At 71.6% G+C, this 15,535-nt stretch carries 11 protein-coding genes; 5 read left to right on the top strand and 6 right to left on the bottom strand.

The features are described from left to right. Positions 1-22: 22 nt before the first annotated feature. On the bottom strand, positions 23-6,250 hold the full coding sequence (locus ACI1MP_RS33910) for a DNRLRE domain-containing protein (RefSeq protein WP_404870869.1): 6,228 nt from the start codon (positions 6,248-6,250) through the stop codon (positions 23-25). Between the two features lie 984 nt (positions 6,251-7,234). Between ACI1MP_RS33910 and ACI1MP_RS33905 the strand changes: the two genes are divergently transcribed. Continuing rightward, positions 7,235-7,426, top strand: coding sequence for a hypothetical protein (locus ACI1MP_RS33905; RefSeq protein WP_404870355.1), 192 nt, complete (start codon positions 7,235-7,237; stop codon positions 7,424-7,426). A gap of 450 nt (positions 7,427-7,876) precedes the next feature. On the opposite strand, the gene ACI1MP_RS33900 is transcribed toward ACI1MP_RS33905, so the two are convergent. Next, complete coding sequence (locus tag ACI1MP_RS33900; RefSeq protein ID WP_404870354.1) at positions 7,877-8,812, bottom strand: pirin family protein; 936 nt, start codon at positions 8,810-8,812, stop codon at positions 7,877-7,879. Between the two features lie 166 nt (positions 8,813-8,978). Here ACI1MP_RS33900 and ACI1MP_RS33895 point away from each other — a divergent pair, with 166 nt between their 5' ends. Together ACI1MP_RS33895 and ACI1MP_RS33890 are read left to right on the top strand one after the other, a co-directional pair. Continuing rightward, positions 8,979-9,476 (top strand): carboxymuconolactone decarboxylase family protein, encoded by a 498-nt coding sequence (locus ACI1MP_RS33895; RefSeq protein ID WP_380338301.1) that lies wholly within the window; start codon positions 8,979-8,981, stop codon positions 9,474-9,476. 98 nt (positions 9,477-9,574) lie between these two features. Next, the gene (locus ACI1MP_RS33890) at positions 9,575-10,213 is read left to right on the top strand and encodes a DUF4291 domain-containing protein (RefSeq protein ID WP_380338303.1); all 639 of its coding nucleotides are present in this window, start codon (positions 9,575-9,577) and stop codon (positions 10,211-10,213) included. A 119-nt stretch (positions 10,214-10,332) separates the two neighbouring features. Here the strand turns inward: ACI1MP_RS33890 and ACI1MP_RS33885 are convergent, their stop codons facing one another. Together ACI1MP_RS33885 and ACI1MP_RS33880 are read right to left on the bottom strand one after the other, a co-directional pair. Beyond that, a complete protein-coding gene (locus ACI1MP_RS33885) occupies positions 10,333-10,863 on the bottom strand; it encodes a GNAT family N-acetyltransferase (protein ID WP_100589877.1) in 531 nt (176 codons plus the stop codon). Between the two features lie 204 nt (positions 10,864-11,067). Then, positions 11,068-11,844 (bottom strand): alpha/beta fold hydrolase, encoded by a 777-nt coding sequence (locus ACI1MP_RS33880; RefSeq protein ID WP_404870353.1) that lies wholly within the window; start codon positions 11,842-11,844, stop codon positions 11,068-11,070. Between the two features lie 391 nt (positions 11,845-12,235). On the opposite strand from ACI1MP_RS33880, the gene ACI1MP_RS33875 reads away from it, so the two are divergent. Further along, positions 12,236-13,096 carry an S-methyl-5'-thioadenosine phosphorylase gene (locus tag ACI1MP_RS33875; protein ID WP_404870352.1) on the top strand — a complete coding sequence of 287 codons (861 nt, stop codon included), beginning with the start codon at positions 12,236-12,238 and terminating at the stop codon, positions 13,094-13,096. 235 nt (positions 13,097-13,331) lie between these two features. Here ACI1MP_RS33875 and ACI1MP_RS33870 read toward each other — a convergent pair whose 3' ends face one another. After that, positions 13,332-13,655: a hypothetical protein gene (locus ACI1MP_RS33870; protein ID WP_404870351.1), complete on the bottom strand. Its 324-nt coding sequence runs from the start codon at positions 13,653-13,655 to the stop codon at positions 13,332-13,334. Positions 13,656-14,008: 353 nt separating this feature from the next. Between ACI1MP_RS33870 and ACI1MP_RS33865 the strand changes: the two genes are divergently transcribed. Next, positions 14,009-14,353 carry a hypothetical protein gene (locus ACI1MP_RS33865; RefSeq protein ID WP_404870350.1) on the top strand — a complete coding sequence of 115 codons (345 nt, stop codon included), beginning with the start codon at positions 14,009-14,011 and terminating at the stop codon, positions 14,351-14,353. 181 nt (positions 14,354-14,534) lie between these two features. Here ACI1MP_RS33865 and ACI1MP_RS33860 read toward each other — a convergent pair whose 3' ends face one another. Beyond that, positions 14,535-15,530 carry a Ku protein gene (locus tag ACI1MP_RS33860; RefSeq protein WP_404870349.1) on the bottom strand — a complete coding sequence of 332 codons (996 nt, stop codon included), beginning with the start codon at positions 15,528-15,530 and terminating at the stop codon, positions 14,535-14,537. Positions 15,531-15,535: the final 5 nt, after the last annotated feature.

Below are 15,535 nucleotides of genomic sequence, written 5' to 3'. Positions count from 1 at the left end.
GCCGGCAGACCGTATCACTGGATCACGGGCATCGTCCCCATCGGATCGTGCAGGCGATCGACGGGACGGTGTACAGGGCGTTGAAGGCGTATCCGCCCCATCTGGTGGCGAAGGTGACGCCGCGCGTCAGCAGGCCGACCTTTGCCCCCCAGCCGATGGTGAGCGCGTTGACGGCCAGTCCTCGCTTGGTGAAGCCGTTGTGCTGGACGCCGATGGCGTATACGGCGACAGAGGCCGCGGCGCACACGCCCACGGTCGCGTAGATGCAGACTCCGACGCCGACTGCCGAGGCGATCTGGCTGCGGTTGTTCCAGGTCCACTTCGCGCCTGTCTTGACGCCGCTCCAGGTTGCCTTGGCGGCCTTCTTGCACCAGCCGCAGCTGATCCGGCCGTCGAGGTCGAACCTGTTCAGCGGGTCGCCGTGGACGTAGTCGTACGCGTTGGCGTTGCCGCCGTAGACGGGGTCGATGGACAGGAAGCGTCCGGTGAGCGGGTTGTAGAGGCGCACTCCCATCAGGGTGAGGCCGGAGGGGGTGTCGGAGGCGCGCTGCTTGGCACCGAGCCAGCCGTAGCGGACGGTGCTCTGGCCGGTGCGGGGGGCGCCGTACTCGTCGTAGTCGAGGACGGTGGGGGTGCCTCCGGCGAGGGGGAGTTGCAGGGTGGTGTCGCCGTGCAGGTTGGCGAGTTGCAGGGTGACGATGCCGCCGTTGGCGGTCGTCGCGCCGAGGTCTCCGTTCGGGCCGGCCACGTTGCGGGTGAAGTTGCCGAGGTTGTCGCCGGTCCAGCGGGGGTTGTCGCTGTCGGAGCCGTAGTGGTTGGTGGAGGTCCGGACGGCGGTCCAGACGCCGGCGTTGTTGGTCTCGGTGGTCCAAGCACGCAGGCGCTGGGCGGAGTCGAGGGTCCAGGTGGCGCGGTTGGCACCGGTGGTCTGCTGCTGGACCAGGTCGCTGGTGAAGTAGGCGACGGTGGATCCGGGCAGCGCGGTGGTGCGGCCGAACGCGTCGTAGGTGTGACCGGGGTTCACCAGGCGGTCGGCGCTGTCGTAGGTGCTGGTCTGGGTGGCCGCTCCGTTGGTGGTGCAGTCGGCGCCGCGGGCGGCGACGGCCGTGGCGAGCGAGGTGCGGTTGGTGTTGTTGTCGAAGCCGTAGCTGCGGGTGGTGCAGACGGCGTCGGGGGAGGTGTCCTGGACGGTCGTCAGGCGGCCGGCCTTGTCGTAGGTGTAGGTCTGGGCCGCGGTGACGCCGGGGGTGCCGGTGTGCGTGGCCCACTGGCCCTGGACGGTCTCGGTGATGCTGTCGGAGACCAGTACGACGCCGTCGCTGTTCCGGGTGTGGACGCGGGAGACCGCGGTTCCGGTCGGGTCGTAGGTGTCGGTGGTGGTGTAGCCGCCGGGCAGGCCCTGGGTGACGGCCTTGCCGTCGGCGTCGTAGCGGGCGGTGAAGGTGCCGGCGATCGAGTCGGTGACCGAGGTGGCCAGTCCTCGCGGGTCGACGGCGGTGTCGTAGGTGTAGGTGGTGGTGGAGGGGGCGCTGTCGGTGACCTTGGTGGGCCGGTCGAGGGCGTCGTACTCGGTGGTGGTGGTTGCGCCGTCGGCGTCGGTGTAGGAGGTCGGGCGGCCGAGCGCGTCGTACGCCTTGGTGGTCGTCCCGCCTTCGGCGGAGCCCTGCTTGGTGACCTTGCCGGTGACGGAGTCGTAGGTGGTGGTGACCGCCGGGACGGCGGTGCCGAGGCCTCCGCCGACGGTGGTGGTCACCGGCCGGCCGGCCGCGTCGGAGGTGATGGTGGTGGTGCGGGTGACGCCGCCCGCGGTCTCGTCGGTCTGGGTGTTCTGGCCGAACAGGCCGTACTGGACGGTCTTGACGGGCAGTTGGACCGGGTTGGAGCCGCCGCCGGTGATGTCGCCCGCGGGGCCGGTCTGGCAGAGCAGGTCGGCCCATTCGGGTCGGCCGGCGCAGGTGCCGGTGCCGGTGGCGGACCAGTAGGTGGTGCGGGTGGCGCCCGCGTCCGAGCCGTTGGACTTCGGCAGGGACTGGGAAGTGACCCGGCCCTGGTTGTCGTAGCCGGTGACGGTGGTGAGGTTCAGCCCGCCGGCGTCCTTGATCTGCTTGGTGGCGACGCCGAGCACCCAGTCGAAGGCGCTCTTGTCGGTGCGGGTCTCGGCGAACACCTCGGGCCATGCGCGCAGCGCGCCGCCCGTGACGGTGGTGGTGACCTGGTCCTTGACCTTGGCGGTGCCGTCGGTCGGCCGGCCCTCGTCGTAGGTCTTCACGGTGCGGGTGCGGGCGACGGTCTGGGTGCCGGCCTTGGCGACGGTCGCGCCGCCGGATGCCACGTCGGCGGCCAGGGTGACGCGGTGCAGCGGGCCGGAGCTCTCCGTCTCGCGCTGTCCGTCGGCGCTGAACACGCTGGTGCTGGAGAGCAGTTGAGCGCGCTCACCGCTGGGCAGGGTGTTGATGCCGAGGTCGGCCAGCTGGGCCTTGGCGGCGTCGGTGGCTCCGAGGGCGAGTTCGCGGTTGGCGGCGGTCAGCGTGCGGACGCTGTTGCCCCACTTGTCGTACTCGGTAGTGGTGATGCGGTGCCCGGGAGTGGCGGTGTTGACCTGGCGGCCGGAGGCGTTCAGGTAGTTGACGGTGGCCCGGGTGTAGTCGCCCGCCTTCAGGTCGGCGCCGCTGTTGGACGCGGGGACCTGGTCGGCGGGGAAGACGGCGGTGGCGTCGGTGGGCAGGTCGGTCTGGCCCCAGGTCGCGCCGGCGGTCACCGACAGGTCCTCGGGCGCCTTGCTGCCGCTGGTCGGCACACCGTAGACGACAGTGGTGTTGGCGGTGCCGTTGACGGTGTTGGTGCCCGGGGCGAGGGTGTTGGTCCACACCTTGGTGAGCATGCCGTCGCCGGCCGCAGGGTTGGCCGCGATGTTGCCGTAGGCCATGTGGTAGCCGCCGTTCATGCCCGGCGGGAGCACCGCGGACACGGCGCCGTCGGAGGCGCCGCCGACCACGTACGAGTACTGGGTCTGGGCCTGCTGGCCGATCCGGGGGTCCCAGGTCTGGCGGAGCGAGCCGCCGAGGTCGTAGCGGTAGGTGGCGACGTCGGTGGCGGTGGCGTTCGCCGCGCCGGGGGCGGTGGCCCACAGCTTGATGGCGCTGACCTGGCCGGCGAAGTCGCCGAACTCGCCGGCGGTGTTGAAGCCGGTCGCGGTCGTGGTGGTGGCGTAGACGAACTGCAGGACACGGCAGCCCTTGGCGGCCGGGTCGGCCGCGCAGGCGGCGGCGGTGGCGGCGGAGGTCGGCGCGATCAGGTACTTCGGCCGGGCCAGGGTCTTGCCGCCCGCCACGGTCTTCTCGGAGATGACGGTGGTGGTGGTGTTGGCCATGCCGTCGAGCAGGCTGGAGGAGACCGTCCAGGTGGCGGCGGCCGGGTCGACCTTGGCGAAGGTGGTGACGGTGCCGTCGGTGTCGGACAGGGTGAAGTCGCCGTTGGCGAAGGAGCCGCGAAGGGTCAGCGCCTCGCTGCCGGGCTCCGGGACCCAGCCGTTGCCGGCCGTGTTGGCGGTGAAGCCGATGGTGTCGCCCTCGGCGAGGACCACGTCCAGCGAGGTGTTCGAGGTCTTGCGGATCTCCGTGAATCCGGACTGGGAGACCTCGGACGCCACGCCGGAGGTCCAGTTCGGGCCGAAGATCGGGGCCTGGCCGTCCTTGCCCGCCGCGGCCTTCGGGTCGCGAGAGGAGTTGGTGCGGCCGACCGTCAGACCGAAGAACGAGGCGTCGGTGGCGGAGACCGTCAAGTCACCGGTCAGCAGGTTGAGCGTGCCCGGGCCGACCTGCTGGGTCGCGGCGCCGGTCGCCTTGCGGTCGATGACGGCCTTGACGCCCTCGGAGGAGACGGCGGCGTTGTTCGGGCCGGTGAAGTCGGCACGCAGCTGCACGGTGCCGTCGGGGTTGACGGTGGAGGTGGCGTTCCAGGTCAGCGACGGACTCTTGCCGCTGTTCAGAGCGACCGGCCAGGTGACGGGGTTGCCGCCGTTGGTGACATCGGCAGCCGGGACAGTGGTCCACGGGTCGGCGTCGGAGCGGCGCCAGGAGAAGCTGACGGCGTTGTACTTCGCGGCGTCGGCCTCGGCGATCAGCGGGAGACGGGCGGCGGTGCGGGTGCCGTCGTTGGGCGAGATCACGCCGCCGGCGCCGACCTGGAAGGCGTACGACACCGCCTCGGACTTGTTCTCGGCCTTGTCCACGGCGCGGACCTGGAGGGTCTGGGTGCCGGCCCTGTCCGGGGTGACCGTCAGGTTGACGGGGGCCGTGGAGCCGCCGGTGGGCACCTTCGTCCAGTTGGTGCCGTCGAGCGTCCACTCCAGTGCGCTCTGGTCACCGGACGGCGGGGTCAGGGTGAACACGCCGGCCTGGCCGGCGCCCTTGACCCACTGCCCGGACGGGTAGTCCGTCGAGGAGACGGCGCTCGGCGCGGACGGCGCGGAGGTGTCCACGGTGAAGTACGCCCACGGCGACCAGCCCAGGTTGTAGTGCATGCCGTCGTAGGGCGAGGTGCGGAACCGGTACGTCCTGCCGTTGGTCAGCAGTCCCGCCGGGACGGTCACCGAGGCGGGCTGGCCCGAGGCGACGTACGGGGAGACCAGGACGTTGCCGACCTGCGCGTTGGTGTCGTTGTCGAAGATCTGGAACGTGCCGTCGACCTTGTCGTTGTTCGGGTCGACGAAGGTGTCGCGCAGCGTCGGCGTGGTCGAGTTGACCCACCAGGTGCCATTGCCGTCCTTGTAGAACGGCGAGCCGGCCTGCTGGTCGGTGCCGGTACGCGGACGGTAGTTGTAGGTGACCGTCAGCTTCGGCACGTTCGAGCCGGCCTCGGAGGAGTTGACCTCCTTCCAGTACTTGGTGTTGGTCTCGTCCGGCGCGCGCAGGCCCATGCCGGACGTCGCCTTCTTCGCCGAAGTCCAGGTCTGCACCAGGTTGGTGACGTCGGCGTTGATCCAGCCGTCGTTCTGGCAGCCGGGACGGCCGGCGGTCTCGTTCGACGAGGCGAGCTTCGACGTCCAGGACGGCTGCGAGGTCCAGCGGGAGGCGGTGGACGCCAGGCCGGTGTCGTAGATGTCCCAGGCATAGCCGGCGCAGTCGCTGTTGCCGGCGTGGAAGTTCCACAGGCTCAGCGTCGCGTTCATCACCAGCGCGTCCGCGATCGGAGCGGTGTTCCAGTTGATGAACGCACGGGCCTCGCGCGAGGAGCCGTCCGCGTTCTTGGTGCCCGGGTTGCCCCAGTACAGCTCGGTGTCCGCCGACCAGTCGACGGTCTCGCCCTTCTGCACCCGGGTGTCGAAGACGTTGCCCAGCGCGGTCGTCGACGGGTCGACGGTGACCGGGTACTGGGTCTTCGGATCGGCGAGGAACGCCGCGTCGGGCGTGAACACCAGGTCGATGTTCTCTCCGTGCTGAACGACCTTCAGGTCGACCTTCGCCCGGTTCGGGTGCTCGCGCGAGCCGTCGATCGAAGTGGCGTCCCACATCACCGGCGCGGGCAGCACGGCCCGCTTCTCGCCGGTCTTCCGGTCGGTGAACAGCACACTGCCGTCCGCCTGCGCCTCCGCCTTCAGGCCCTTCGCCTTCATCGGCATCGTGTACGAGTAACCGGCCGCCGCAGGGCGCTGCTTGAGGACGGTGAACTGTTCGAAGCCGGTCCGGGTGGCCTCCACCACCAGGTCGGCGGCGCCGTCGCTGATCGCGTCCTTGTACGTCGCCTTCGTGCCGTCCAGCTCAGGCTTGGGCAGGCCGCCCTTCCACTGCAGTTCGACCTGCTGGTCGCCCTCGCCGAGGGTCACCAGGGTGCGGTCCTCGCCCTTGCCCGCCTGCGAGTCGGCCAGCGACTTCGCCCGGGCACCGCCCGGCGCGGCCAGCTTCAGCCCGCCCGGGTGCGCCTTCGGCGCGACCGAGCCGTCCGCCTGCTGCTCCAGCGTCAGATCCACGTCCGTCCACTGGCCGTCGCGCTGGAAACGCACCGGCCCGGCGAACAGCTCCGTGGTCAGCGACCCGTCCTTGTTCACCCAGGTCGTCGACGTCTCGGTCCGCTCGGACAGCGCCTCCACCCGCTGCCCGGACAGCCGCGCCGCGACTCGCGCCGACGGCACATCGGCCGCCGACGTGGCCCACTGCGCACCCTTCGCGCCTTGCGTCCCACCGGACTTGTCCGGCTTCGGCGCGGCCAGCGCGCTCTCCGTGCCGGCCAGCAACGAGACCGCGACAGCCATCGCCACGGCGAGACTCACCCCCCGGACGCCCGGCGGCTGCGGCCGTCTGCGGCGTTCCGACATGCTTCTGTGCACATTCACTCCTTGTTACCGCCCAGTCAACTTGGCGGGGCGTGCACGAATCGTAGGGTGAGGGCAAAACGGTCGATGTGGTGACTAGTCGCCAAAAGCCAAGGCCTACTTCTATTCAACGAAACGTAAAAGTGATGGAGGCGTTACCCATCAGGACCTGGCAAGTCCACTTGTGTATGAGGTGTAAAGGTGTGCAAATCCGACATCGACTGAGGTCTTGGTCGATAGTGGCGTCGAGTTCAGCCTTCACATGGTCGATCAACGGTGGCAGCGCAAAATCTGACTCGGCGTCAGGGCGGGCACGGTTCAGCAGTCAGCACCCGTATACACGCCCCCCCTTTGATCAATTGTCAGTTTCCCAGTCCGGCAACGGGATTCGCCCGCATCCTCGCGCGGTACCTGGGCAGCCAGGCGACGTCATGGAGGCCGCGCGTCGCCGCGTTACCCTGCATGAGTGGCGGAAGCCCGCGGCTCGCCCGGAGCCTGGCGTCGGCGATGGCATCGCTGCGCCAGACGAACGTGGCCAGCCCTGCGGCGAGTAGGAACGCGAGGGTGACAGGTCCGGCCCCGGCGGGGCGGAGGAGCAGCCCCGTGGTGACCGGCATGGCGCAGGCGGCGAGGAGCGCGGGCCGAACGTAGCGGGGCCGGGTGCCGAGGAAGCCAACCAGGGACAGGTCGGCGGCGCCGACGACTGCCGCGACGGTGGCCGGGGCGACGCAAACCTCCGAGTGTTCACTCCGGTGGGAGCCGTTGATGCAACTGCCGCCGATGGTGCTGAACGCGTCGAGTCGATCCCCGTGCGTGCACGTCGACAGGGCCTGCCGGCAGCGCCGTGACGAGCACCGTGTCCCAGGGACGGGAGATGCCGTCCACTTTCTTAGCTTGTTGTTTAACGCTGGCGGGCTTGGTGTCATGGCCCCCGACGGGCCGCCCGCGCACTACCGCCACCACGACTGCACCGGCGAGGCCCACGCCAGACTCACCTGCGACGCCTGCGGAACCGACGTCACCGCACACGACATCGCACCCGAGCCGGGACCGGGCATCCTCGCACACCTCGGCCGGCCGGGGGCCGGCCAGTCCGCCGACGGACAGCAGGGCTGATCAGACGCGCCTCCGCGAGAGCACCACGCCGAGCCGCCGATCTGCCCTGACCACGCGTTGTGACATCCGCGGCCAGATGACTTCCCATCAAGTGGCCACGAGCGGGGAATCCGAACCGGCCACTAACGGTTGTCGTTCGCCGCCGCCTCATGACTGCGCACCACCGCGGTCAGCAGCGCAGTGCGCCTCGGCTCCGCCGACCGCTCCAGCGTCTGAGGGGCAAGGCTCCAGCGACTGACGGGCCGTCAGAAAAGTCAGCAAAAAGTCAGCATTCATCCGCCCAGACCCTGCAAAACGGGCTCACAGATGGGAATCGACGAGGCGGTGACGCTCCTCGGTGGGACCCGCGGCGGAGCTGGTCGCGGCCTCCCGGCGCCGACGGCGGGGCTGGCCGCGAGGTGCCTCCCAGCACCCGCGGCCAGAGTTGTGCAGAGAGGGAGTCTTGGCAGGTCAGATGCGGTTTCCGCGCGCCTTGAGGGCCACGTTCGGGAGCTCCGGGGCGGGCAGTCGGTCGCCCGGGTAGCCCTGTACCTCGCCGAACCGGACCCCCTTCTCCCAGTCGTTTCGTGCTTGCACGATCTCCTCACCGGACCGGCCGATGAAGTTCCACCACATGACGATCTCCTCCTCGAAGGGGGTGCCGCCGAGGAGGACGAGGCGGGCGGGGGTGGGGGAGGGGTTGGTGAAGGTGAGGGTGGTGGGGCCGGCGGGGAGGAAGCCGAGGTCGGCGGGGTGCAGGGGGGTGCCGGCGAAGGTGATGTCGCCCTGGTCGACGAGGAGGCCGTGCTCGAAGGCGGGGTCGACGTCGAGGGTGAGGGTGGCACCCGGGTCGAGGGTGATTTCGGCGCCGAGGAGCGGGCTGAAGGTGGGGACGGGGGAGGTGTCGCCGGCCAGGGTGCCGAGGAAGACGCGGGCCTCGCCGCCGTCGAAGGTGACGGCAGTCGGGACGTGGTGGTGGAAGTCCCGGGCGGTGTGGCGGTGTTCGTCGGGGAGGGCGACCCAGAGCTGGACGCCGTGCAGGATGCTGGTGGCGGCCGTGGAGGTCTCGGAGTGGGCGATGCCGTGACCGGCCGTCATGAGGTTGAGCTCGCCGGGGCGGACGAAGGCGTGCACGCCGAGGCTGTCGCGGTGCTCGATCTCGCCGCTGAACAGCCAGCTGACGGTCTGCAGTCCGATGTGCGGGTGCGGGGCGACGTCCATGCCGCCGGTGGTGGCGACGTCGTCGGGGCCGTAGTGGTCGATGAAGCACCAGGCGCCGATCAGGGTGCGCTCGCGCTGGGGGAGGGTGCGACGGACGGTCATCGCGCGCGGTCCGCCGAGCGGGACGTCCCGCGGCGGGAGGACCCGGACGGTGGCCGGGCGGGGCCCGTTCTCGGCGGTGCTCATGGTGGTGCTCCCTCCCGTGCCGTCCGGAAGCCGGGGCTTCCGTGCGACTCGTTCCGCTCGTTTCACGTGTTCTGATTGTCCTGCGCGCGCGGCAAATCGTTTCAGCTTCAACTATTATGGAGTGTATCGTCCGACAAACACCAGCGCGTAGGCGGAGGAGCTCAAGGTGACCGAGGTGGCGACCATCACGACCGGCCGGCGGGTCTACATCGACAAGCAGCACCCGCAGGTCTTCCGGGCCATGCTCTCCACCGCCGAGACGGTCCGCGTGGCCGGCGCGGAGGCCGGCCTCGACCGCCGTCTGGTCGAACTGATCAACCTGCGGGTCTCGCAGCTCAACGGCTGCGCCTACTGCCTGGACCTGCACACCAAGGCCGCGCTGCAGGCGGGCGAGAGCGTGCAGCGGCTCGGCGTGCTGAGCGCCTGGCGCGACACCGAGGTGTTCGACGAGCGCGAGCGGGCCGCCCTGGCGCTGGCCGAGGCGACCACCCACCCCGCCGACTCCACCGCCCAGGAGGCGGCGTACGCGCAGGCCCGGGAAGTGTTCGGGGACGAGCAGATCTCCGCCGTGATCTGGGTCGCCGTCACCATCAACGCCTTCAACCGCGTCTCGATCCTGAGCAAGCACCCGGTCCGGCCTGCCCGCGTGCCCGCCAAGGGCTGACGGTCCGTCGGCACAGCAAGCCCCCTGCGAACAGCCGCCCGGCCGCCGGACCGGAAAGTGCGTGGCCGGTGGGCCCGGGCGGATGGCAGGGTCGGAGGATGGCTCAGCAGCCCAGCTCACCCCGACAGTCGCCGTCCCGGCACTCGCCGCGCGGCCCCGTCGCGTCCGGGCAGTCGTCCGAACTGCACGCGGTGCGCGCCGACTTCGACGACAGCACGATCGTGGTCTACCAGGCGTACGCGCCGGCCATCGCCGAACCCGCGCTGCGCGCCCAGCGGTTCGTGGCACCGTTCTCGTTCCGGCGGATGACCTGGATCAAGCCCTCGCTGTCCTGGCTGCTGCACCGCAGCAACTGGGCCACCAAGCCGGGGCAGGAACGCATCCTGGCCGTCCGGATCACCCGCCGGGGCTGGGAACGCGCCCTGGCGGAAGCCGAGTTGACCACCGGGGACCAGCAGCGCCTGGCGGCGGCCGAAGTGCACGTCCAGTGGGATCCGGAGCGGTCGCTGCGCGGGGCGGCGCTCAACCACTACAGCATCCAGGTCGGCCTGGGACGGGAGACCGTCCGCACCTTCGTCGACGAGTGGATCGTCTCCCTCACCGACCTCACCCCGCAGATCCGGCGCGCCGCCGAGCTGGTCCGCGCCGGCCGCACCGAACAGGCCCGCCGGCTGCTCCCCGACGAGCGCCGCTACCCGCTGCCCGCCGACCTCGCCGCGCGCCTCTGCCGAGTCTGAAAGCCCGCCGAAACCCGCCCGGGCGAAGCGGGCGGCCGGCGGGGCGGGCGGTCGGCGGGGCGGGACGGGGGATCAGGGCAGGCCGGCGGTGCGGGCGGCGGGCGGTGCGGGACGGAAGATCAGGGCAGGTCGGCGGGGCGGATCCGGTACACCTGCAGGTTCAGGTCGTAGTACTTGGTGGTCTCGCCGACCCAGCGCATCCCGAGCCGTTTCGCCACCGCGTGCGCCCGTTCGTTCTTCGGCCGGGCCACCGCGAAGATCTCCTCGACGTCCTTGGTGAACGCCCAGTGCAACAGGGCCAGGCCCGCCTCGGTCGCATACCCCTGGCCCCAGGCGTGCGGGGCGAGCTGCCAGGTGATCTCCAGGTCCTCCTCGTAGGGCGGCAGCGGCCGGATGCCGAACCCGCCGACCACCTTCCCGTCCTCCCGGCGCTCCACCGCCCAGCGCCCGCGCGGCGGCAGCAACCCGGGCTGCTCCTGCGCCCAGGCCTGCAGCACCGTCCGCATCGCGTCGACGTCGGTGACCCGGGCCATCGCGGGCGTCAGCCAGCGGGCGACGTCCGTGGAGCCGTACACGGCCAGCGCGTCCTCGGCGTCGTCGGGCGTCCAGTCGCGGACGACGAGCCGATCAGTGGTCAGGCTGATCCCCATGGCCGGGTCCTCCCTCATACGGTTGGCGGACGTCTCCTTCCCGGAGTGTGCGCCCCCGACCCGCCCGCGTCGAGCCGGAGAACCGGCCCGCACCGCCCGTCATCGACCGGTCACCCGGCCGCAGGCGCCGCACGCCCGAGGCGCGTGTCCGGCCGTCCCGCCGGGACGGGTTCAGCGGCGGCCGGCGGGCCTACCGGGGCAGGTTCATCGGCGGCCGGCGAGTGGAATGCACACGCCGTCCGAACCGCCGGCCGCCACGGCCAGTGCGGTGCCGATTTCCTCGGGCAGTGCCGCCAAGCCCAGCAGGGCCAGCGCCAACCCTGCCGCGGTGCGATGCCAGTCGCCGGCCCGGCGCATCAGGGTGTGGCCGCTGCCGAACACCCGGTAGCCGGCCACCCGCGCGCCGTGGTCGCGGGCCCGCAGCGCGAACAGATCGGTGTCCGCAGGCGGCGTCACCCGGTCGCGGTCGCCGTGCAGCATCAGCACCGACCGGCCCCGCAGGTGCTCGGTCGGCTCGTCCCGCGGACACCACGGCGCCAGCGCCACCACTCCCTGCACACACGGGTGGGCGGCCGCCCGCAGCGCCGCCCGGCCGCCCATCGAATGCCCGATCAGCACCGTCGGCACCGGCCCGAGCGTCTCCGCCAACTCCGCCAGCGCCGCCTCCGCGTCACGCGCGGCGTCCGCGCGCTCACCGTTCCAGCCACGGCAGCGGTAGTGCACCGTGCCCACCGCCAGCGACCGGCCCGCGTCCCCGCCCGGACCGTGCTGGACCGCCCGCTCCACGGCCCGCGCGAACGGGCGCATCCGCAGGCCCGGCAGGTTCAGCGCCGGCACCGGCTCCGGGCCGAACTCCCGCCCGCCGTGCAACACCAGCACCGCCGCGTCCGGCGCCGGCGGCCGCACCCGCCACGACAGTGCCCGGTGCGCCGCCCTCGCCCCGACACCGCCGGAGTGCACCGCCAGCCGCCCGTCGTTCATCACACCGTCCCGTCACCGCGCCGACCTGGGCTGCCACTGTACGCGGACGCCACCACCGACCGGGAGCGCCCGTACCGCCCGACGCCCGCGCACACGGGGCCGCGACGGTCGGGTACGCGGAGTGTTCGGCCGTCGGGCAGGCGGAGCATTCGGCTGTCGGGCACGGGGAGTCGAAGGGATGCCGAAGGGAGGTCGAAGAGATGCCGAAGGGAGGCCGAAGGTGGGGTCGAACCGGTCAGGTCCGGTGCGGGACGCCGGGCCTGACTGCTCGTAGGGTGACACCGTGCCCACGGCGGGTCGCACGCCCGCCGGACGGCACCCCAGCCGCAGACCCGCCGGGCGCGCCGGGCCGTGCCGGGCCCGCGATCGACCGGAAGAGCCTAGGAGAGCCATGGCCGACGTCCACCCGCCCCGCACCGACGGCGCCCCGACCGCCGAACTCGGCGTCATCGGCGGATCCGGACTGTACGCGCTGCTCGACGACGTCACCGAAGTGCGCGTCGAGACGCCCTACGGGCCGCCCAGCGACGCCCTGTTCATCGGCGAGGCAGCCGGCCGGCGGGTCGCCTTCCTGCCCCGGCACGGCCGCGGCCACCGGCTGCCGCCGCACCGCATCAACTACCGGGCGAACCTGTGGGCGCTGCACTCGCTCGGGGTGCGCCAGATCGTCGGCCCGTGCGCCGTCGGCGGGCTGCGCCCCGAGTACGGTCCCGGCACGCTGCTGGTGCCCGACCAGTTCGTCGACCGCACCTCCGGCCGGATGCAGACCTACTACGACGGCCGGAGCCTTCCCGACGGCTCGATGCCGGAGGTGGTGCACATCCCGATGGCCGACCCCTACTGCCCCGACGGCCGGAACGCCGCGCTGGCCGCCGCCCGCTCGCTCGCCTGGGAACCCGTCGACGGCGGCACCCTGGTGGTGATCGAGGGACCGCGCTTCTCCACTCGCGCGGAATCCCGCTGGTTCACCGCCAACGGCTGGTCGGTGGTCGGCATGACCGGCCACCCCGAGGCCGCGCTGGCCCGCGAACTCGGCCTCTGCTACACCTCGTTGACGCTGGTCACCGACCTCGACGCCGGGGTGGAGACCGGTGAGGGCGTCACCCACGCCGAGGTGCTGGAGGTCTTCGCCCGCAACGTCGACCGCCTGCGCAGCGTCCTGTTCAAGACCCTGGAATCGCTGCCCGCCACCCGCGACTGCCTCTGCTCGCACGCCCTGGACGGCGTGGAGACCGGCCTGCCCGGGGTCTGACGCCGGCCGCTGCTCCGACGCTCGGGCCTTTGAGTCCGCGGCCCGTTCCGGTGGCATCGGGCGCGCATCGGGCCCTGCGACGTCGATCGGCCGACGCCCGTCGTTCTGCGGCGGTGCGTCGGCCGATCACGTTCGTTGCGCGGGCGGTGCGCCCGCCATCAGGGTCCCTCGCCGGCGACTCCGCCCGTTGTCGACCCTGCTCGTTGTCGATCCCGGCCGCTGTCGGCCCCGCCCGCTATCGATTCCGGGCGCGCCGAGTGAAGCGTGCCAGCGCCAGCAGGACCGCCAGCGCCGTACCCCAGGCCGCCACCACGGCGACCAGCAGCGCCGGCGCCCGCAGCGCCACCGCCAGTCCCAACAGTCCGAACGACACGGCCAGACAGCTTGCGATCACCGCGACCACTGATCGTGGCCTGGCGACCAGCGACCGTCGAAGCCGTGCCAACCTCGCCGGTCGCATCGTGCGCAGCTCGCGTTCCAGCTCCAGATCGCTCCCCAGCTCGGCCTCGATCTGATGAAGGATCAGGAGCTCACGCGGGGAGAGTGCCGGTCCGTCCATCAACCACCTCCGCGCCGCCAGGCAGGCGCGACCGGCGTCCCCTGCCGGCGCGTCCCTACGTCCCAGGTAGGAACAGATCTGCCCGCTGGACGCCGGTTCTAACATGCGAACGTCGGGCCGAACCGCCTTGCTAGCGCTGGCGTTTCGTCCCCGGACGACCCATATGCCCCGCGCGCCGCGCCCATCCCATCGGCCCCCGTCGCACCTCTCCCGGCAGCTCGTGCACGGCCGGTGCGACGGCGCGCGACGTGCACGGGAGAACCGATTCGCCACCGAGCCCCCTCACTACGGTGGTTCGCGCCGGACCGGACCCGCCGATTCCGGCGCCTGATCGGAAAGGCCGTACCACCCCCATGCACCTGCGTCACACGGCTGCCGCCGCCGTCGCCTCGCCCGCCCTGCTGTTCGCCACGCCATGCCCCGCCGCCGCGGCCGTCGGCGAATTCCGGTACACCTACTACGACGACTTCGGCAACCGCGCACCGGGCGTCCTCGTCGACCCGGACAGCCGGGACTGCCACACCCTCCCCGAGGTCGCCGACCCCCACACCACCGAACCCGCCTTCGCGCCGCAGAACCTCACCAGCGCCACCGCCACCATGTTCACCGGCCCCGACTGCGACGGTGACTACTACTCGCTCCGCCCAGGCGGCCGCGCCTCCGACCGCCTCAAGCTCCGCTCCGTCATCTTCTCCTGACCTGCGGTCCGTTCGCACCGCACCGCACCGCACTGCCGCGCAGCCTCGCCCCAGCCGGGGCTGCGCGCCCGGAGCCGTGCCTGCTCGCTGTTCCCGGAATCGCCGGAGTTCCGTTGCACCCGGGAGGTGTGGGAGCCCTGGGGGTTCCAGGGCTCCCGGGATGCGTGGAACCGGCGGGGCGTCAGGATGCCTTGCGTGCAGCGGACTTCTTCGCCGCGGACTTCTTGGTGGGCGTCGGTGCCTTGGCGGTCTTCTTCGCCGCCGCCCCGCCTGCCGCCGCCTTCCCGGTATGCTTCGCGGCACCGTCGCCCGTCGACGCACCCGCGTCTGTCGCCTCGGCATCCGCCTCCGACCCGGCAGCGGCCCGACCGCCCTTCGCGCCCCGGCCGTGCTCGCCCTTGGCGGCCTTCACGCTGCTGCGCAGCACCGCCATCAGGTCGATCACCTCGGCCTCGCCGCCCTCGGCCTGCTCCTCCAGATGAGGGGCCTCCACTCCGGCCAGCTTGGCGTCGATCACCTCCTGGAGCGCCAGCTGGTACTCGTCGTGCAGCGCGGACAGGTCGAAGTCCTCCGACAGCGTGTCCATCAGCGAACGCGCCATCTTTAGCTCCTGCGGACGGACCGTCACCTTCTCGTCCGGCGCCATCCCCTGCGCCGAGCGGACCTCGTCCGGCCACAGACAGGTCTGGAGCACCAAGGTGTCCTCGTGCACCCGCAGGACCGCCAGCGACTCCCTGGTCCGCATGGTCACCTTGGTCACCGCGATCTGCCCCGACTCGCGCAGCGCGTCCCGCAGCAGCACGTACGGCTTCGCCGGGGCCTTGTCGGCCGTGGCCACGTAGTAGGCCTTGGAGAACATCAGCGGGTCGATCGACTCGGCGGGGACGAACGCCAGCACGTCCACCACCTTCTTGCTCGGCAGCGGCAGCTCCGCCAGGTCCTCGTCGTCGAGCACCACCTGCCGACCGTCCGGGGACTCGTACCCCTTGGCGATCTCGCTGTACGGAACCTCCTTCTCCTCCGCCTCGCAGAACCGCTTCAGCCGGATGCGTGAGCCGTCCTTCGCGTGCACCTGGTGCAGAGCAGGGCCGCTGTGCTCCTCGGTGGCGGCATACAGCTGGACCGGTACGCTGACCAGCCCGAACGTGATGACGCCTTTCCAGGTGACCTGTGGCATGGCAA

It is taken from the genome of Kitasatospora griseola, from assembly GCF_044999035.1.
GTDB lineage: Bacteria > Actinomycetota > Actinomycetes > Streptomycetales > Streptomycetaceae > Kitasatospora > Kitasatospora griseola.
This window is presented reverse-complemented; position numbering and strand designations above follow the sequence as displayed.